Raw genomic sequence first — 15366 nt, forward strand, 5'->3', positions numbered from 1 at the left:
CGGGGTCAGCCGCCGAGTGCGGCCGACACGACAGCGCGTGCCTCCGCCTGGACCTCCGCGAGGTGTTCGGGGCCGCGCAGGCTCTCGGCGTAGAGCTTGTAGACGTCTTCCGTGCCGGACGGGCGCGCCGCGAACCAGGCGTGCTCCGTCTGCACCTTGAGACCTCCGATCGCCGCACCGTTGCCGGGCGCGTGTGAGAGCTTCGCCGTGACCTCCTCGCCGGCGAGGGTGGTGGCCGTCACCGACTCGGGGGCGAGCTTTCCGAGCGTCGCCTTCTGTTCCGGTGTCGCGGGGGCGTCGACCCGCTGGTAGGCCGAGGCGCCGAACGCCTCCTCCAGTTCGGCGTACCGCTCCGAGGGCGTCTTGCCCGTGACGGCGATGATCTCGGCGGCCAGCAGGCACAGCAGGATGCCGTCCTTGTCGGTCGACCACACGGAGCCGTCCTTGCGGAGGAAGGACGCCCCGGCCGACTCCTCGCCGCCGAACGCGACCGAGCCGTCGAGGAGTCCGGGGACGAACCACTTGAACCCGACCGGGACTTCCAGCAGGCGGCGACCGAGCGATTCGGCGACGCGGTCGATGATCATTGACGACACGAGCGTCTTCCCGATCGCGGCATCGCGGGGCCAGTCCTGCCGATGCGAGAACAGGTAGTCGATCGCGACGGCCAGGTAGTGGTTAGGGTTCATCAGCCCGGCGTCCGGGGTGACGATGCCGTGCCGGTCGGCATCCGCGTCGTTCCCGGTCAGCACGTCGTAGTCGCCCTTCTTCGCGACCAGCGACGCCATGGCCGAGGGCGACGACGGATCCATCCGGATCTTCTCGTCCCAGTCCAGGGTCATGAAGCGCCAGGTCGGGTCGACCTCGGGGTTCACCACGTCCAGGTCGAGGTCGTGCATCTCGGCGATGAGTGCCCAGTACTCCACGGACGCTCCGCCCAGAGGGTCGGCGCCGATGCGCACCCCGGCCGTGCGGATCGCGTCGAGGTCGATGATGGACGGCAGATCCCGCACATACTCCTCGCGGAAGTCGTAGCCGGTGAGGGCATCCCAGTCGATGTCGGCGAAGCGCTCGAGCTTCACTCCCTCGAGCCCCGCGGCGATCAGGGCGTTCGCGCGGTCGGCGATCCATCCGGTGGCGTCGGTGTCGGCGGGTCCTCCGTGCGGCGGGTTGTACTTGAAGCCGCCGTCGCGGGGCGGGTTGTGCGACGGGGTCACGACGATGCCGTCCGCGCGACCGGGGTCGTCGGCAGCGCGTCCGCGGTTGTAGGTCAGGATCGCGTGGCTGAGCGCGGGGGTCGGCACCCATGAGTCGCGGGCATCGACCCGCACGTCCACACCGTTCGCGAGCAGCACCTCGATGGCGCTGCGCTCGGCAGGGAGGGAGAGCGCGTGCGTGTCCCGACCGAGGAACAGCGGACCCGTGATGCCCTGGGCTGCGCGGTAGTCCACGATCGCCTGCGTCGTGGCGAGGATGTGGTTCTCGTTGAAGCTGTTCGACAGGGAGGAACCGCGATGGCCGCTGGTCCCGAAGACGACCCGCTCGGCGGCGACCTCGGGGTTCGGTGTGCGGTCGTAGTAGGCGGCGATCAGTTCGTCGACGTCGATCAGGTCACTTTCCTCCGCAGGGAGGCCGGCACGGCTGGTCATCCTCTCAGTCTGCCCCCTGATCGGCGGGATCGCACCCGAGAAGTCATGCGTATCTCCGTCGTCGCGCCGAGGGCTAAGGTGAAACCCGTGACTGAACGCCGCACCTACAGCTATCTCGGCCCGGCCGGAACCTTCACGGAGGCGGCGCTCGATCAGGTGGCGGAGGCTCGCGGCCAGACCTGGCGCCCCGTGCACAACGTGGGGGAGGCGCTGGCCGACGTGCTCGAGGGCCGCAGCGATGCCGCCATGATCGCGATCGAGAACTCCATCGAGGGCGGTGTCTCCACCACGCAGGATGCGCTGGCGACCCTGCCGGGCCTGCGCATCATCGGTGAGTACCTGGTGCGGGTGAACTTCGTGCTCGTCGCCCCGCGTGGCACGACGCTCGATCAGGTCGAGGTGATCGCGGCGCACCCCGTCGCCTATGCGCAGTGTCATGGCTGGCTCGGTGAGCATCTGCCCTCGCACTCGCACGTGCCGGCCTCGAGCAACGTGGCGTCGGCGATCGGCGTCCTCGACGGCACCCTCGCCGCGCAGGCGGCGATCGCAGCCCCGGGCATCGTGAGCCACTACGACGTCGACGTGCTCGCGGAGGGCATCGGCGACAACGCGCAGGCCGTGACCCGCTTCGTGCTGGTCACCCGGACGACCCGTTCCCCTGAGCCGACCGGCGCCGACAAGACCTCCCTGATCGTCGAGCTCCCGCACGATCACCCCGGTTCGCTCCTCGAGATGCTGGAGCAGTTCTCGACCCGCGGGATCAACCTCTCGCTCATCGAGTCGCGGCCGATCGGCGACGAACTCGGTCGCTACCGGTTCGTTATCGACGCGGACGGACACATCGAGCACGAGCGCATGGCCGACGCGCTGCTCGGCATCCGCCGCTTCAGCCCGCGCGTGGTGTTCCTCGGCTCCTACCCGCGTGCGGATCGCCAGATCGTGCAGTACCCCGACCGCTACTCGGACGACGTGTTCGTCGAGGCGCGCGACTGGCTGCGCGGCATCCTCTCCGGCGAGCCCGAGGTCTGACCCCCGCCCCGCCCCGCCCCGGTGCGGCCGGTGCGGGCGGCCGGTGCGGGCAGTGAGGCTGTTGCGGGATCGAAAACGCGCCTCCGGGACGTCACGGAGGCGCGTTTTTCATCCCGCACGAGCGGGACTCGGGGTCAATGCTCCTGGAAGCGCGGCCAGTCGCTGCCGGGAGCCATGCGCGCGTGCAGGGCACCCTTCGCGGAAGCGAGGCTGGGATAGGTACTGGCTTCGGCATCCGCTTCCGCCATCGTGACGTGGTATCCGTCGTCGTCGTGCCGGATGCTGCCGACCACTCCGTTGCGTCCGTAAGCGACCCAGAGTGCGAGCGTCTTGGTGGTGCTCATCTTCGGACCCCCTTTCTGCCGTCGAGGGTACGCCGATCTGTGTGTTGTCGACACCCCTTGACGGGATCCGCGGCGCGGTTGCGGGATCGATAACGCACCTCCGCTGGCCGGGCGAGGATCGTTTCTGATCCCGCACCGGGGGACGCAGGTGTCAGCGCGAGGAGATCGCCCGGCGGATGAGGGAGACGAGGGCGGCGCCGCCGTCGCGCAGGTCGAGCTCGGTGACGCGGATCACGATCCATCCGGCGGCTTCGAGGTCGCGCTGTCGACGGATGTCGGTGCGCCACTGCTCGCGGCTCGTGCGGTGTCCGTCCCCTTCGTACTCGATCGCGATGCGCCACTGCGGATAGGCGAGGTCGACGCGGGCGATCGCCCGTCCGGCGGCCCGGACGACGTGCTGGATCTCCGGCTCGGGAAGCCCTGCGTCGACCAGCAGCATCCTGGTCTCGGTCTCCTTCGGCGACTCGACTCCTTCGCGCACTCGGGGGAGAGCCCTGCGGATGCGCCCGCACCCGGGGAAGCGCCCCCACTCGAGGAGCCGCTGTTCGATCCTCTCGACGTCCACCGAAGGTCTGCCCTCGTGGAGGCCGGGGTAGTTGTCGGCCGCGGTGATCAGGGCTTCCAGGGCGACGTTCATCGGCACACGGGTCAGCTCCGCGGCGCAGAGGAAGAACGCAGCCACGGGGTCGACCACCGGTACCCTTCCGATCTCCCAGGAGTGTGCTCGCCCCGACGCGATGCGACGACCACGGATGCCGACCGTGCGTGGGGGAGAGTGGCCCGTGTCCACTGCGACGTCCAAGGGTTCGGCCGTCGTCCAGTGAACCGGGAAGGGGATTCCCCAGAGCCGCAGCGCCGTCCGTCCGGCGAAACGCTGGCCCGGTCGCAACCGCGGCACGTAGCACTCCACGTGCTCGACGAAGCTGGCGGGCGCCTCCGCAGCGCGGACACCTGCATACGGCCGGATGAGATCGCGCGCGGAGTGCCGCTTGCGCCCGACTCCGGACGCTTCGGCATCGCGGACGGAGAAGTGCGCGCCGAGCTCGGCGGGGAGGGGGATCCGGTGTCGCATCCGCCCATGGTCGCTCGCGAGCTTCCGCTCCGTCCCGCCCTCCAGCCTTGCGCTCCGGCATCTGTGGACAACTGCCGCCTGTGGAGAACGCCCGCTCCGGCTGCGGGATCAAAAACGCGCCTCCGGGTGCCCGGGAAGGCGCGTTTTTGATCCCGCAACCGAGTGGGGGACGGGGGGACCCGGGGACGGGGGGACCCGGGGACGGGGGAGCGGGACCGCGGTCAGAGGGCGGCGGCGATGAGTTCCAGGGACTGGGCTCGGCCGAGGGGGGAGTCCTTCGGCTCGGACTCGTACGCACCGGCGACCGGGGACAGCATGACCTCGTCGACACCGTGGCGCTCGGCGAAGCCGCGGACCTCTGCGGCCACGCTCTCTCCGGTGCCGACGAACCAGCGGGAGCGGGCGGCTTGGACGACCTCATCCGTGGTGGCGTCCGTCTCCGCGGCGAGTGCCTCCTCGACGGTTTCGAGCGCTCCCAGGGGCTGGTTCAGCCGCAGCCGTGCCATCATCCGCAGTTGCGGGAGCGCACGAGCTTCCGCTTCCTCCGGGGTGGGCGCGGCGACCGCGTTCACCGTGAGGAAGGTTCGGGGCTCCGGGTGCTCCTCGCTCGGACGGTAACCCGTGCGGTACAGGTCGAGCGCGCGCTCGAGTCCCTGTCCCGAGAAGTGGTTCGCGAAGACGTAGGGGAGTCCGTGGGAGGCCGCGAGCTGGGCCGAGTAGTCGCTCGATCCGAGCAGCCACGCCTCGGGGGACCCGGTCGCCGCCGGGGTCGCGCGCACGGTGTACTCGCCGCCCGAGGTGAACCGCACGGTGGCGCCGTCGCCCGAGAGGAGCGCGGCGATGTCCTGGACGTGACGGGGAAACTGCTCGACGTCACTCGTGGTGCCGGAGCCGCGGAGCAATTGCGTGATCACGGGGTCGCTGCCGGGGGCGCGACCGAGGCCGAGGTCGATGCGTCCCGGGGCGATGGCCTCGAGCGCTGCGAACTGCTCAGCCACGATGAGGGGCGCGTGGTTGGGCAGCATCACACCACCGGATCCGAGTCGCAGGCGCGTCGTGCGCGTCGCCGCAGCGGCGATCAGCACCGGGGGTGTGGTGGACGCGACGGCCGGCATGTTGTGGTGCTCGGCGAACCAGTAGCGGCGGTAGCCGAGGCGGTCGGCGGTCTCGGCGAGGGACAGGGAGGAGGCGATGGCCTCGGCGCTCGTCTGGCCGGTGCGCACCGGGACGAGATCGAGGACGGAGAGAGCTGTAGCGGACATCCTCTCCTGCAACGTCTCGCGGGGTGGCGTCATTCCCCCCGGTAGCGTTGCCGTATGGAAGCAGGCATCTTCTACGTCCTCGTCGGTTCCGTCGCCGTGGCCGCGTTCGCGCGTTGGAGAGGATGGCCCGCGCCGCTGCTCGTGACCGTCGTGGCGCTCGCCGCGTCGTTCCTGCCGTTCGTGCCCGAGCTGGACATCGACGGACACCTGCTGCTCAGCCTGGTGCTGCCGCCACTGCTGTACTCAGCCGCGCTCGACGTGTCGTTCGTCGGCTTCCGGCGCAGCCTGCCGCAGATCCGTCGGCTCGGGATCTGGCTCGTGCTGCTCACCGCCGTCGCCGTGGGGTTCGTGGCGTGGTGGCTCCTGCCCTCGCTCACCCTTCCCGGCGCGCTGCTGCTCGGTGCGATCGTGGCTCCGCCGGATGCGGTGTCGGCCGCGGCGATCGGCCGTCGCCTCGGACTGCCCCGGCGCATCATGACGGTGCTCTCCGGCGAGAGCCTGATCAACGACGCGACCTCCCTCACGCTCTACCGGGTGTTCGCGGCCATCCTCGCCGGTGCGACGCTGACGGTCTGGGACGGCATCTGGCAGTTCCTCCTGGCGGTCGGCGTCGGCGTCGGCGTCGGTCTGGTGTTCGGAGTCGTCCTGCACCAGCTGCGCACCCGCATCAGCGACCCGGTTGTGATCGGCACGTTCGGGCTCCTCGCCCCGTTCGGTGCCTACGCGATCGCCGAGCACCTGCTCGGATCCGGGGTGCTCGCGGTCGTCGCGATGGGGCTCTACGTCGGCTACAACTCGCCGCGCACCGACTACACCACGCGGCAGCAGGAGAAGCCGCTGTGGCTCTCGGCCGACCTGCTGCTGGAGAGCTTCGTATTCGCCTACATCGGTCTGCAGTTCCCGCGTGTGCTCAACGACCTGGGCAGCGAGTCGGTCGGGCGGATCCTGCTCCTGTCGGGAGCGGTGTTGCTCGTGGTGCTGATCGTGCGACCGCTCTACATCTATCCGACCAGCGCATGGGCGAACTTCCAGGATCGCCGACGGCTCGAACGCTGGGATCGCGGCGTCGAGACCGAGCAGTTCGAGAAACGACACAAGAAGTCCCGGCGCTGGGGGGACTACTCCCCCGACGAGTTGCGCAGCCATATCGTGCGCGAGCGGATGGCAGGGCTGCAGCTCAGCTGGAAGGACAGCGCCGTCATCTCCTGGGCGGGGATGCGCGGTGTGGTGACCCTCGCGATCGCGGTCGCCGCCGCCGACCTCGCGACCCTCGACACCGAGGCGTCGCATGCCATCGTCGTCGTCGCCTTCATCGTGACCGTCGGCACGCTGCTGATCCAGGGGCTCACCCTCCCGCTGCTGATCCGCGGTCTCGGGATCGCGAGCGACGTCGACGAGGAGGAGGACCGGGAGGCGCTCGCCGCCGTCCGGGAGAAGAGTCGCGAGGCCGGCAAGGCCTACCTCGCGAAGAAGCGTGTCGAATGGGAGGCGAAGTACGGCGAGGTCGACCTCGGGGTCTTCGACGCGTTCACCAAGCGGATGACTCGGGTCGAGAAGGACACGGACGAGGTGCAGAAGGTGGAGGATGCCGCGAGCCGGCCCTCGTACGAGGACCTCGTCGCCCTGACGAAGGGCTGGTTGCAGGTGCGGCGCGAGATCCTGCTCGCCGAGCGGGATGCGGGCAACCTCGACGAGGAGGTCATGCGCGAGCTGATCGCCGCGATGGATGCCGAGGAGCTCGCGCTCGACACCCGGGGTGCCACGCGTCCGCAGAGCCGCGCCTGAGTGCCGGAGCGCCCCGTCCCGGAGGGGGACGGGGCGCTCTGCGTGAGGCGGAACCGCGGTCAGCGGGCGCCGACCGGCTCCTTGTCGGAGGAGGTGTCCGCTTCCGGGGCGCCCTCGTCGTCTCCGGCGTCGTCTCCGGAGTCGTCTCCGGAGTCGTCGGCGAAGGGGAGGCCTTCGCGCGGAGCGTTGTAGAGCTCCTCATTCAGGATGCCCTCGCGCTTGGCGACGATCGTCGGGATCAGTGCCTGGCCGGCCACGTTGACCGCGGTGCGGCCCATGTCGAGGATCGGGTCGATCGCGAGCAGGAGTCCGACGCCCTCGAGCGGCAGGCCGAGAGTCGACAGTGTCAGGGTGAGCATCACGACGGCGCCCGTGGTGCCGGCGGTGGCTGCGGAGCCGACGACCGAGACGATCACGATCAGCAGGTACTGCACGAAGTTCAACTCGATGCCGAAGAACTGGGCGACGAAGATCGCGGCGATGGCGGGGTAGATCGCCGCGCAGCCGTCCATCTTGGTGGTCGCACCGAGCGGGACGGCGAACGACGCGTACGAGCGGGGGACGCCGAGGTTGCGCTCGGTGACGCGCTCGGTGAGGGGCAGCGTGCCGATCGACGAGCGGCTGACGAAGGCGAGCTGCACGGCCGGCCAGACACCGGAGAAGTACTGCTTGATCGACAGGCCGTGCGTGCGCACCAGGACCGGGTAGACGACGAAGAGCACCAGCGCGAGGCCGATGTAGACCGCAGCCGCGAACCAGCCGAGGGAGGCCAGCTTCTCCCAGCCGTACTTGATCACGGCCGAGCCGATGAGGCCGAAGGTGCCGATCGGGGCGATGCGGATGATCCACCACAGCACGCGCTGGATGACCTTCAGCAGCGACTCGGTGAAGATGAGGAACGGCTCGGCCTTCTTGCCGGCCTTGAGAGCGGCGATGCCGACGACGGCCGCCACCACGATGACCTGCAGGATGTTGAAGCCGACGTTCGACGAGAAGGTGCCCTCGACAGCACCGGGCGAGGTGCTGACGGTGAGGCCGAGGAAGTTCTGCGGGATCAGGCCGAGGAGGAAGTTCCACCAGGTGCCGACCGTGTACGGGTCGCCGGGCTCGAGGCCGTCACCGGCGCGGTTGCCGGGCTGGATCACGAGGCCGAGGACGATACCGATGATGACGGCGATGAAGGCGGTGATCGCGAACCAGAGGATCGTCTGACCGGCCAGGCGGGCGGCGTTCTGCACCCGGCGCAGGTTCGAGATGCTGGCGACGATGGCAGTGAAGATCAGCGGGACGACGGCGGCACGCAGCAGCGTGACGTACGAGCTGCCGATCGTGTCGAGGGTCGCGGACAGGCCGGTCGGGTTCTCGGCGGTGGCGCCGAGTTGGCGGCCGATCAGACCGGCGGCGATGCCGAGGACGAGGGCGGCGAGGATCTGGAAGCCGAACGACGTCAGCAGCTTCCGGACCGGTCCGCGGGTGTCAGGCGCCTTCTGCGCGCGTGCGGTGGTGCTCATGGGGTGGGGACTCCAGGATCGCGGTGCGCCGGGTGCGCGCCATGAGGCTCAACGCTAGGACTCCCTGGGAATTCCCTGGGTGGATATGACGAAGGATGACGTGGTTCCTTCCGACGGTGGTCGGGTCAGCGGGAACCGTCGGCACGCGCGTCCGTCGCCGGATCGAACCATCTGAGGTCGGGGAACCGGCCGAATCCGCGGTCACGCGTGGCGAGGCGTGCACCGTTCGCCAGAGTCAACGCGGCGATATACGCGTCGGGGACGAGGTTCCCGCGGATGCCCTGGTCGACCGCGGTGAGAGTTTCGAGCCGGTTCCAGGACGGTGCGCCGGCCGTGAGCCAGTGGGTGCGCGGAGCGGCGACGAGGCTGTGGGCGAAGGCCATCGCGGCGTCGATCGGTGCGGGCACGGTGGTGATCCGGGGGTGGGTGACGATGCGGACGAATCCGCTGAGGATCGTGTCGGAGACGCCGATCGCTTCGCGGGTCAGGGTCTGGTTGAGCCAGGGTGCGTAGGTCTGATGCTCTGCGGAGTCGGCGCGGAATGCGTAGACGAGGATGTTGACGTCGGGAACGATCATCGGGTCGAGGTCTCTTCCAGTGCGTCCCACAGGGCGTCACGGTCGTCGATGTTGACGAGGAACCGTGATGTGCGCGGGTCGCCGAAGGTTGGCAGGGGCTCGCTGGGCGCAGGGGATGGATGCTTCGCCAGGTGCTCGCGGAGGGCCTCTTCGATGAAGCTCGTGAAGGTCAGGCCCTCTGCGGCTGCGCGTGCCTTGGCCTCGGTCGCGAGTGCGTCGGAGAGATTCAACGTGGTGCGCATACAGATGAGCATACGCGCGTGCGCAGACATCTGCTCGGGTCAGCGGGAGGCGAGCACCAACAGGTCGCCGACCTCGCAGTCGAGCGCTTCGCAGATCGCCCGCAGGGTCGAGTAGCGGATGGCGCGGGCGCGGTCGTTCTTGAGCACCGACAGGTTCACGATGCTCACCCCGACCGTGGCGCTGAGCTCCGTGAGGGTCATGCCTCTCTCTGCGAGCAGCTCGTCGAGTCGGCAGTGGATGCCGGTGAACTCGTCGTCGCTCTCGGCCGGGCTCACACCAGGCCCTCCGTCTCCTTCTGGAGCGCCGCCTTCTCCTGTTGGAGACGGATGCCGCGGCGGAACGCGACGGCGATCAGGCCGACCGTCACCCCGGTGGCGAAGATCGGCGCGATGGTCCAGAACTCGATCGGGTGCACGGGCTCTCCGTCGCCGATGCCGAGCGCGGTGGTCACGCCGTTGCGTCCCATCGTCTCGAGCATGACGATCAGTATGGGGGCGGCGACGAGTGTCCAGCCGATCACGTCGAAGGCATGTGCGTTTCCGCGAACGAAGAAGCGTCCGCGGAGGAAGTTCCAGGCGACCAGCGTCACTGACGCGATGATCAGGACAGCTGCGAGAGTCCACAGAGCGATGGCGGCGATGATGGCGGTGACCGACACCACGTTCACATCGGTCGCGAAGACCATCGCGTCCTGCGCGATCCCCTCGATGGAGAGAGCGCCGGAGTCGGTCGTCGCGGAGATCGGCTGCTCGTCGATCGGGATCGACCACGCGATTCCGGAGTCGCGGAAAGTGCTGCCGATGCGGAGCACCGTGGCGATGACAACCGTGATGAGCGCCGCGGCGGCGTAGAGGATCACGGTGATGGCATCTGCCGTTTCGGAGCGGGTGGGGGTGGCGGTGCTGAGCATCAGACGAGTCCTTCCGTGTCACGTTCGAGGCGCCGACCGATCTCGAAGACACCGGCGATGAGGGCGAGGGCGAACGCCCAGCCGACCGGGGCGAGGTCGAACTGAACCAGCAGGGTCCACAGCACGTCCTCGACGCCGGGATCCGCGGCGGCCAGGTCCTGGACGACCATCGCCCGCCCGATCCCGCCGGCCAGCTGCCCGAGGAGCGCTCCGGCGAGCATCAGGCAGGCGGCGAGGCCGAAGATCCACCCGAGCGACGCACGGAAAGGTCGCGAGCGGATGAGGGACACCCCCAGCCACCAGACGCCCGCGCACAGTGCCATCGTGGCGAGTGCCGGGAGTGCGACCTCGAGGAGCAGCATCCAGCGGGCGCCGGTGGTCATCGTCGAGAACGTGACGAGGGCGGAGTCGACCGTTGCCGCGCTCACACCGGAGACGTCATCGAGTGCGGTCAGGTCGACGTCGTGGACCGGCATGAGCACCGCAGGCGCCGCGCCGAACATCTCGAACGCGGCGGAGGCGACCGCGAAGATCGCGCCGATCCCGACGCTCACGGCGCCGGTGGCGATGAGTCCGAGGGCGATCCCGTCGGCGAGTGAGGGGCGTCCTTGTCTGGTGAGCATCGCTGTCTCCTTGACGTTGGTTGTTATCGACATTCGTTAACATAACGACTGTCGATAACTCGGTCAACCCCCGGTATGCCCACGGCGAACACGGGCATACGTGCCCGATGTGGTGGTTACTCTCGATGTACAAGCGCTTCACGCGTCTTCGCCCCGTGCGAATAAGGAGTCACAGCATGTTCGAGAGATTCACGGACCGAGCCCGTCGAGTGGTCGTCCTCGCCCAAGAAGAGGCGAAGATGCTCAACCACAACTACATCGGGACCGAGCACATCCTGCTCGGCCTCATCCACGAGGGTGAAGGCGTCGCCGCCAAGGCCCTCGAGAGCCTCGGCATCTCCCTCGACGCCGTGCGCGAGCAGGTGCAGGACATCATCGGCCAGGGTCAGCAGCAGCCGACCGGGCACATCCCGTTCACCCCTCGTGCCAAGAAGGTGCTCGAGCTCAGCCTCCGCGAGGCGCTGCAGCTCGGCCACAACTACATCGGCACGGAGCACATCCTGCTCGGCCTCATCCGCGAGGGCGAGGGCGTCGCCGCTCAGGTGCTCGTCAAGCTCGGCGCCGACCTCAACAAGGTCCGCCAGCAGGTCATCCAGCTGCTCTCCGGTGCCCCCGGGCGCGAGCCGGCTTCCGTCGGCGCGCAGACGAACGACTCGCCGGCCGGTGCCCAGGGCGGCTCCGCCGTGCTCGACCAGTTCGGACGCAACCTCACGCAGGCCGCACGCGACAACAAGCTCGACCCGGTCATCGGGCGCGAGAAGGAGGCGGAGCGGGTCATGCAGATCCTCTCCCGGCGCTCCAAGAACAACCCCGTCCTGATCGGTGAGCCCGGCGTCGGCAAGACTGCCGTCGTCGAGGGCCTGGCCCAGGCGATCGTCAAGGGCGATGTGCCCGAGACGCTGAAGGACAAGCAGCTCTACTCGCTCGACCTCGGCTCGCTCATCGCCGGTTCCCGCTACCGCGGTGACTTCGAGGAGCGCCTGAAGAAGGTCACCAAGGAGATCCGCACGCGTGGCGACATCATCGTCTTCATCGACGAGATCCACACCCTCGTGGGTGCGGGTGCCGCCGAAGGGGCGATCGACGCGGCCAGCATCCTGAAGCCGCTCCTCGCCCGTGGCGAGCTGCAGACGATCGGTGCCACGACGCTCGACGAGTACCGCAAGCACTTCGAGAAGGACGCCGCGCTCGAGCGCCGCTTCCAGCCGGTGCAGGTCAACGAGCCGACGCTGCCGCACGCGATCAACATCCTCAAGGGGCTGCGCGACCGCTACGAGGCGCACCACAAGGTGCAGATCACCGACGGCGCCATCGTGGCCGCGGCGAACCTCGCCGACCGCTACGTCTCCGACCGCTTCCTCCCGGACAAGGCCATCGACCTGATCGACGAGGCCGGCGCACGCCTGCGTCTGTCGATCCTGTCGAGCCCGCCCGAGCTGCGGGAGTTCGACGAGAAGATCGCCGCCGTGCGCGAGCAGAAGGAGATCGCCTCCGAGGAGCAGGACTTCGAGAAGGCCGCCTCCCTCCGCGATGAGGAGAAGAGCCTCCTCGCGGAGCGTCTCCGCCTCGAGAAGCAGTGGCGTGCAGGCGACGTCGCGACCTCCGCGGTCGTCGACGAGGGTCTGATCGCCGAGGTGCTCGCTCAGGCCACCGGCATCCCCGTCTTCAAGCTCACGGAAGAGGAGTCCAGCCGACTCGTCTTCATGGAGAAGGCCCTGCACCAGCGCGTCATCGGTCAGGAGGAGGCGATCGCCGCTCTCTCCAAGACGATCCGCCGTCAGCGTGCCGGTCTCAAGGACCCGAAGCGTCCTTCGGGCTCGTTCATCTTCGCCGGCCCCACCGGTGTCGGAAAGACCGAGCTCGCCAAGGCCCTCGCCGAGTTCCTGTTCGACGACGAGGCCGCGCTGATCTCCCTCGACATGAGCGAGTTCGGCGAGAAGCACACCGTCTCGCGTCTGTTCGGTGCCCCTCCCGGGTTCGTCGGATTCGAAGAGGGCGGCCAGCTCACCGAGAAGGTGCGGCGCAAGCCGTTCAGCGTGGTGCTCTTCGATGAGATCGAGAAGGCCCACCCCGACATCTTCAACTCGCTGCTGCAGATCCTCGAAGAGGGTCGGCTCACCGACGGTCAGGGGCGGATCGTGGACTTCAAGAACACGGTCATCATCATGACCACCAACCTCGGTGCCCGTGACATCGCAGGCGGCCCCGTCGGCTTCCAGATCGAGGGCAACGACTCGACCAGCTACGACCGGATGAAGGGCAAGGTGAACGAAGAGCTCAAGCGGCACTTCAAGCCCGAGTTCCTGAACCGTGTCGACGACATCATCGTGTTCCCGCAGCTCTCGAAGGAGGAGCTGGTGCAGATCGTGGATCTGTTCACCAAGCGCCTCGGCGAGCGTCTGCTGGATCGCGACATGACGATCGAGCTGTCGCAGGCCGCCAAGGAGCGGCTGATCGAGATCGGCTTCGACCCGGCGCTCGGCGCCCGGCCGCTGCGTCGCGCGATGCAGCACGAGGTCGAGGACCGTCTGTCCGAGAAGATCCTCCACGGCGAGCTCAACTCGGGTGACCACGTGAAGGTCGATGCCAAGGACGGGCAGTTCCTGTTCGAGCACGGCCCGCGCGGCGAGAAGGTCGCGGTCGGCGTCAACACCGGTGGCGGTGCGATCGCCGGCACTCCCGACCTGGCGGTCGCCAGCGGCGAGTAAGTCAGACAGGACCACGAGGGGCGGATGCTGCGGCATCCGCCCCTTTTGTGTCCCGGTCCCTCCTGCGAAAACCCAGACGGGATGCGATCGCCCGGGCGTGTCATGCTCACGACGCGCCGCGCCGCGAGCGAACCGTCTGGGTTTTCGCAGGGGCATGGGTCATAGGCTTGTGCCGTGAGCGAGTACATCGTCCGGCCGGCGCGCAGCGCCGACGTCATCGGCATCCGCAACCTCCTGCAGCCCCTCGTGGAGCAGCGCATCCTGCTCGGCAAGGACCTCGCGGTACTCTACGGATCCGTGCAGGAGTTCGTCGTGGCGGAGGCGGACGGGGTGCTGATCGGCTGCGGTGCGCTGCACGTGATCTGGGAGGATCTGGGCGAGGTGCGCACCCTGCTCGTGCGCGACGACTGGTTGCATCACGGAGTCGGTCGGGCCATCGTCGACCGGCTGGAGGAAACGGCGCGGATGCTCGGGCTCTCCCGCCTGTTCTGCCTCACCTTCGAGGTCGAGTTCTTCAGCCGTCGGGGTTTCACGCCCATCGGGGAGCAGGTCGTCGACCCCGACGTCTACTCCCAACTGCTGCGCAGCGGTGATGCCGGTGTCGAGGAGTTCCTCGACCTCGCCCACGTCAAGCCCAACACGCTCGGCAACACACGCATGCTCAAAGCGCTCTGAGGCGCCTCCTGCTCGACGACCGTCCGTCGGCCTCCCGGGTTGCGCAGGTGCGATCGCTTAGCCTGGACATATGCCCCGTCGTTCCGCCGCCGTCTACCGCCGTCGGCGACTGGTCGTCATCGGCGGGCTCGTCCTGCTCCTCGCGGCCATCGGTGTCGGGGTGTGGCTGCTGATCGCGAAGCCGTGGGCTTCCGCCGAGACCGGTCCGAAGCCGTCGGCGTCCTCCTCGGAGACCTCCACGCCCTCACCGTCGCCCGGGACGGCGTCTCCTTCTCCGGATCCGTCGGCCTCGCAGACACCCGCGATCGTCGCCTGTGAGGCGAAGGACGTCGAAGTCGCCGCGGTGGCCGATGCGGAGACCTATGCCGCCGGAGTCCTGCCGAAGCTCTCGATCTCCTTGACCAACAAGGGCACGAAGGACTGCACGATCGACGTCGGATCGACGACGCAGGTGTTCACGGTGTCCAGCGGTTCGGATGTGTGGTGGCGCTCGACCGACTGCCAGAAGGACCCGAGCAGCATGATCGCGACGCTCACCGCCGGGACGACCGTCACGAGCAAGGATCCGGTGACATGGGATCGGACGCGTTCGAGCGTCGAGACCTGCGACCAGGAGAATCGTCAGCGCGCGCCCGGTGGGGGAGCCTCGTACCATGTCGAGGTGTCGATCGGCGGGTTCACGAGCCCCAGCACGGTGCAGATCCTGCTGTACTAGCGGCCTCCGTCTTCGAAGCGACCTCGACGGGAAGCATTCGAAATGCGTCGTCATCTGCCCTGTGGGGTGCGAATCACGGCGATGTGAGCATCGTTCGCCGCATCATGCTGACAGGTGCTCATCTTTGGGATACCATTGAGATGACTCTCCGCATCATGCGGCACAAGCCATCCCCAGTGGCGTCGAACTACAGCGTCCCCAGCGCTTCGACATCGCCGCTCGAGAGTCCGAGGGCCCTCTCGAGTACCCCAGTCCCCAATGT

15 protein-coding genes are annotated in these 15366 nt (G+C 68.4%); 5 read left to right on the forward strand and 10 right to left on the reverse strand.

The genetic code is table 11. The features are described from left to right. Positions 1-5: 5 nt before the first annotated feature. The gene (gene pgm / locus KV397_RS02230; protein WP_047520284.1) at positions 6-1649 is read right to left on the reverse strand and encodes a phosphoglucomutase (alpha-D-glucose-1,6-bisphosphate-dependent); all 1644 of its coding nucleotides are present in this window, start codon (positions 1647-1649) and stop codon (positions 6-8) included. A 45-nt stretch (positions 1650-1694) separates the two neighbouring features. Here pgm and pheA point away from each other — a divergent pair, with 45 nt between their 5' ends. Next, positions 1695-2678: a prephenate dehydratase gene (pheA, locus tag KV397_RS02235; RefSeq protein ID WP_052193296.1), complete on the forward strand. Its 984-nt coding sequence runs from the start codon at positions 1695-1697 to the stop codon at positions 2676-2678. Between the two features lie 134 nt (positions 2679-2812). On the opposite strand, the gene KV397_RS02240 is transcribed toward pheA, so the two are convergent. The 3 genes from KV397_RS02240 to KV397_RS02250 form a co-directional block, all read right to left on the reverse strand. Beyond that, positions 2813-3022: a hypothetical protein gene (locus KV397_RS02240; protein ID WP_047520283.1), complete on the reverse strand. Its 210-nt coding sequence runs from the start codon at positions 3020-3022 to the stop codon at positions 2813-2815. 151 nt (positions 3023-3173) lie between these two features. After that, complete coding sequence (locus tag KV397_RS02245; RefSeq protein WP_261812062.1) at positions 3174-4094, reverse strand: endonuclease domain-containing protein; 921 nt, start codon at positions 4092-4094, stop codon at positions 3174-3176. Between the two features lie 221 nt (positions 4095-4315). Then, positions 4316-5356 (reverse strand): LLM class flavin-dependent oxidoreductase, encoded by a 1041-nt coding sequence (locus KV397_RS02250; protein ID WP_261812063.1) that lies wholly within the window; start codon positions 5354-5356, stop codon positions 4316-4318. 54 nt (positions 5357-5410) lie between these two features. Between KV397_RS02250 and KV397_RS02255 the strand changes: the two genes are divergently transcribed. Next, positions 5411-7141, forward strand: coding sequence for a cation:proton antiporter (locus KV397_RS02255; RefSeq protein ID WP_261812064.1), 1731 nt, complete (start codon positions 5411-5413; stop codon positions 7139-7141). A gap of 59 nt (positions 7142-7200) precedes the next feature. On the opposite strand, the gene KV397_RS02260 is transcribed toward KV397_RS02255, so the two are convergent. The 6 genes from KV397_RS02260 to KV397_RS02285 all read right to left on the reverse strand — a co-directional run bounded on the left by KV397_RS02260 (position 7201) and on the right by KV397_RS02285 (position 11006). Then, positions 7201-8652 carry a dicarboxylate/amino acid:cation symporter gene (locus KV397_RS02260; protein ID WP_261812065.1) on the reverse strand — a complete coding sequence of 484 codons (1452 nt, stop codon included), beginning with the start codon at positions 8650-8652 and terminating at the stop codon, positions 7201-7203. 125 nt (positions 8653-8777) lie between these two features. After that, positions 8778-9230, reverse strand: a complete 453-nt coding sequence (locus tag KV397_RS02265; protein WP_261812066.1) for a TA system VapC family ribonuclease toxin — start codon at positions 9228-9230, stop codon at positions 8778-8780. Next, entirely contained in the window at positions 9227-9472 is a 246-nt protein-coding gene (locus tag KV397_RS02270) for a CopG family transcriptional regulator (protein ID WP_153242924.1), read from the reverse strand. Before KV397_RS02270 ends, KV397_RS02265 begins: the two co-directional genes overlap by 4 nt. A gap of 39 nt (positions 9473-9511) precedes the next feature. Continuing rightward, the gene (locus KV397_RS02275) at positions 9512-9748 is read right to left on the reverse strand and encodes a helix-turn-helix domain-containing protein (protein ID WP_131492233.1); all 237 of its coding nucleotides are present in this window, start codon (positions 9746-9748) and stop codon (positions 9512-9514) included. Then, positions 9745-10383, reverse strand: coding sequence for a hypothetical protein (locus KV397_RS02280; RefSeq protein ID WP_261812067.1), 639 nt, complete (start codon positions 10381-10383; stop codon positions 9745-9747). Before KV397_RS02280 ends, KV397_RS02275 begins: the two co-directional genes overlap by 4 nt. Then, positions 10383-11006 carry a hypothetical protein gene (locus KV397_RS02285; protein WP_134352261.1) on the reverse strand — a complete coding sequence of 208 codons (624 nt, stop codon included), beginning with the start codon at positions 11004-11006 and terminating at the stop codon, positions 10383-10385. Before KV397_RS02285 ends, KV397_RS02280 begins: the two co-directional genes overlap by 1 nt. A 176-nt stretch (positions 11007-11182) precedes the next feature. On the opposite strand from KV397_RS02285, the gene KV397_RS02290 reads away from it, so the two are divergent. The 3 genes from KV397_RS02290 to KV397_RS02300 all read left to right on the forward strand — a co-directional run bounded on the left by KV397_RS02290 (position 11183) and on the right by KV397_RS02300 (position 15104). Then, positions 11183-13714 carry an ATP-dependent Clp protease ATP-binding subunit gene (locus KV397_RS02290; protein WP_047520266.1) on the forward strand — a complete coding sequence of 844 codons (2532 nt, stop codon included), beginning with the start codon at positions 11183-11185 and terminating at the stop codon, positions 13712-13714. 174 nt (positions 13715-13888) lie between these two features. Next, positions 13889-14389, forward strand: a complete 501-nt coding sequence (locus KV397_RS02295; protein ID WP_261812068.1) for an amino-acid N-acetyltransferase — start codon at positions 13889-13891, stop codon at positions 14387-14389. Positions 14390-14459: 70 nt separating this feature from the next. Further along, positions 14460-15104 carry a hypothetical protein gene (locus tag KV397_RS02300; RefSeq protein WP_047520262.1) on the forward strand — a complete coding sequence of 215 codons (645 nt, stop codon included), beginning with the start codon at positions 14460-14462 and terminating at the stop codon, positions 15102-15104. The last annotated feature ends 262 nt before the right edge of the window (positions 15105-15366 follow it).

Source organism: Microbacterium aurugineum (genome assembly GCF_023101205.1).
In the GTDB taxonomy this organism is placed as follows: Bacteria; Actinomycetota; Actinomycetes; order Actinomycetales; family Microbacteriaceae; genus Microbacterium; species Microbacterium aurugineum.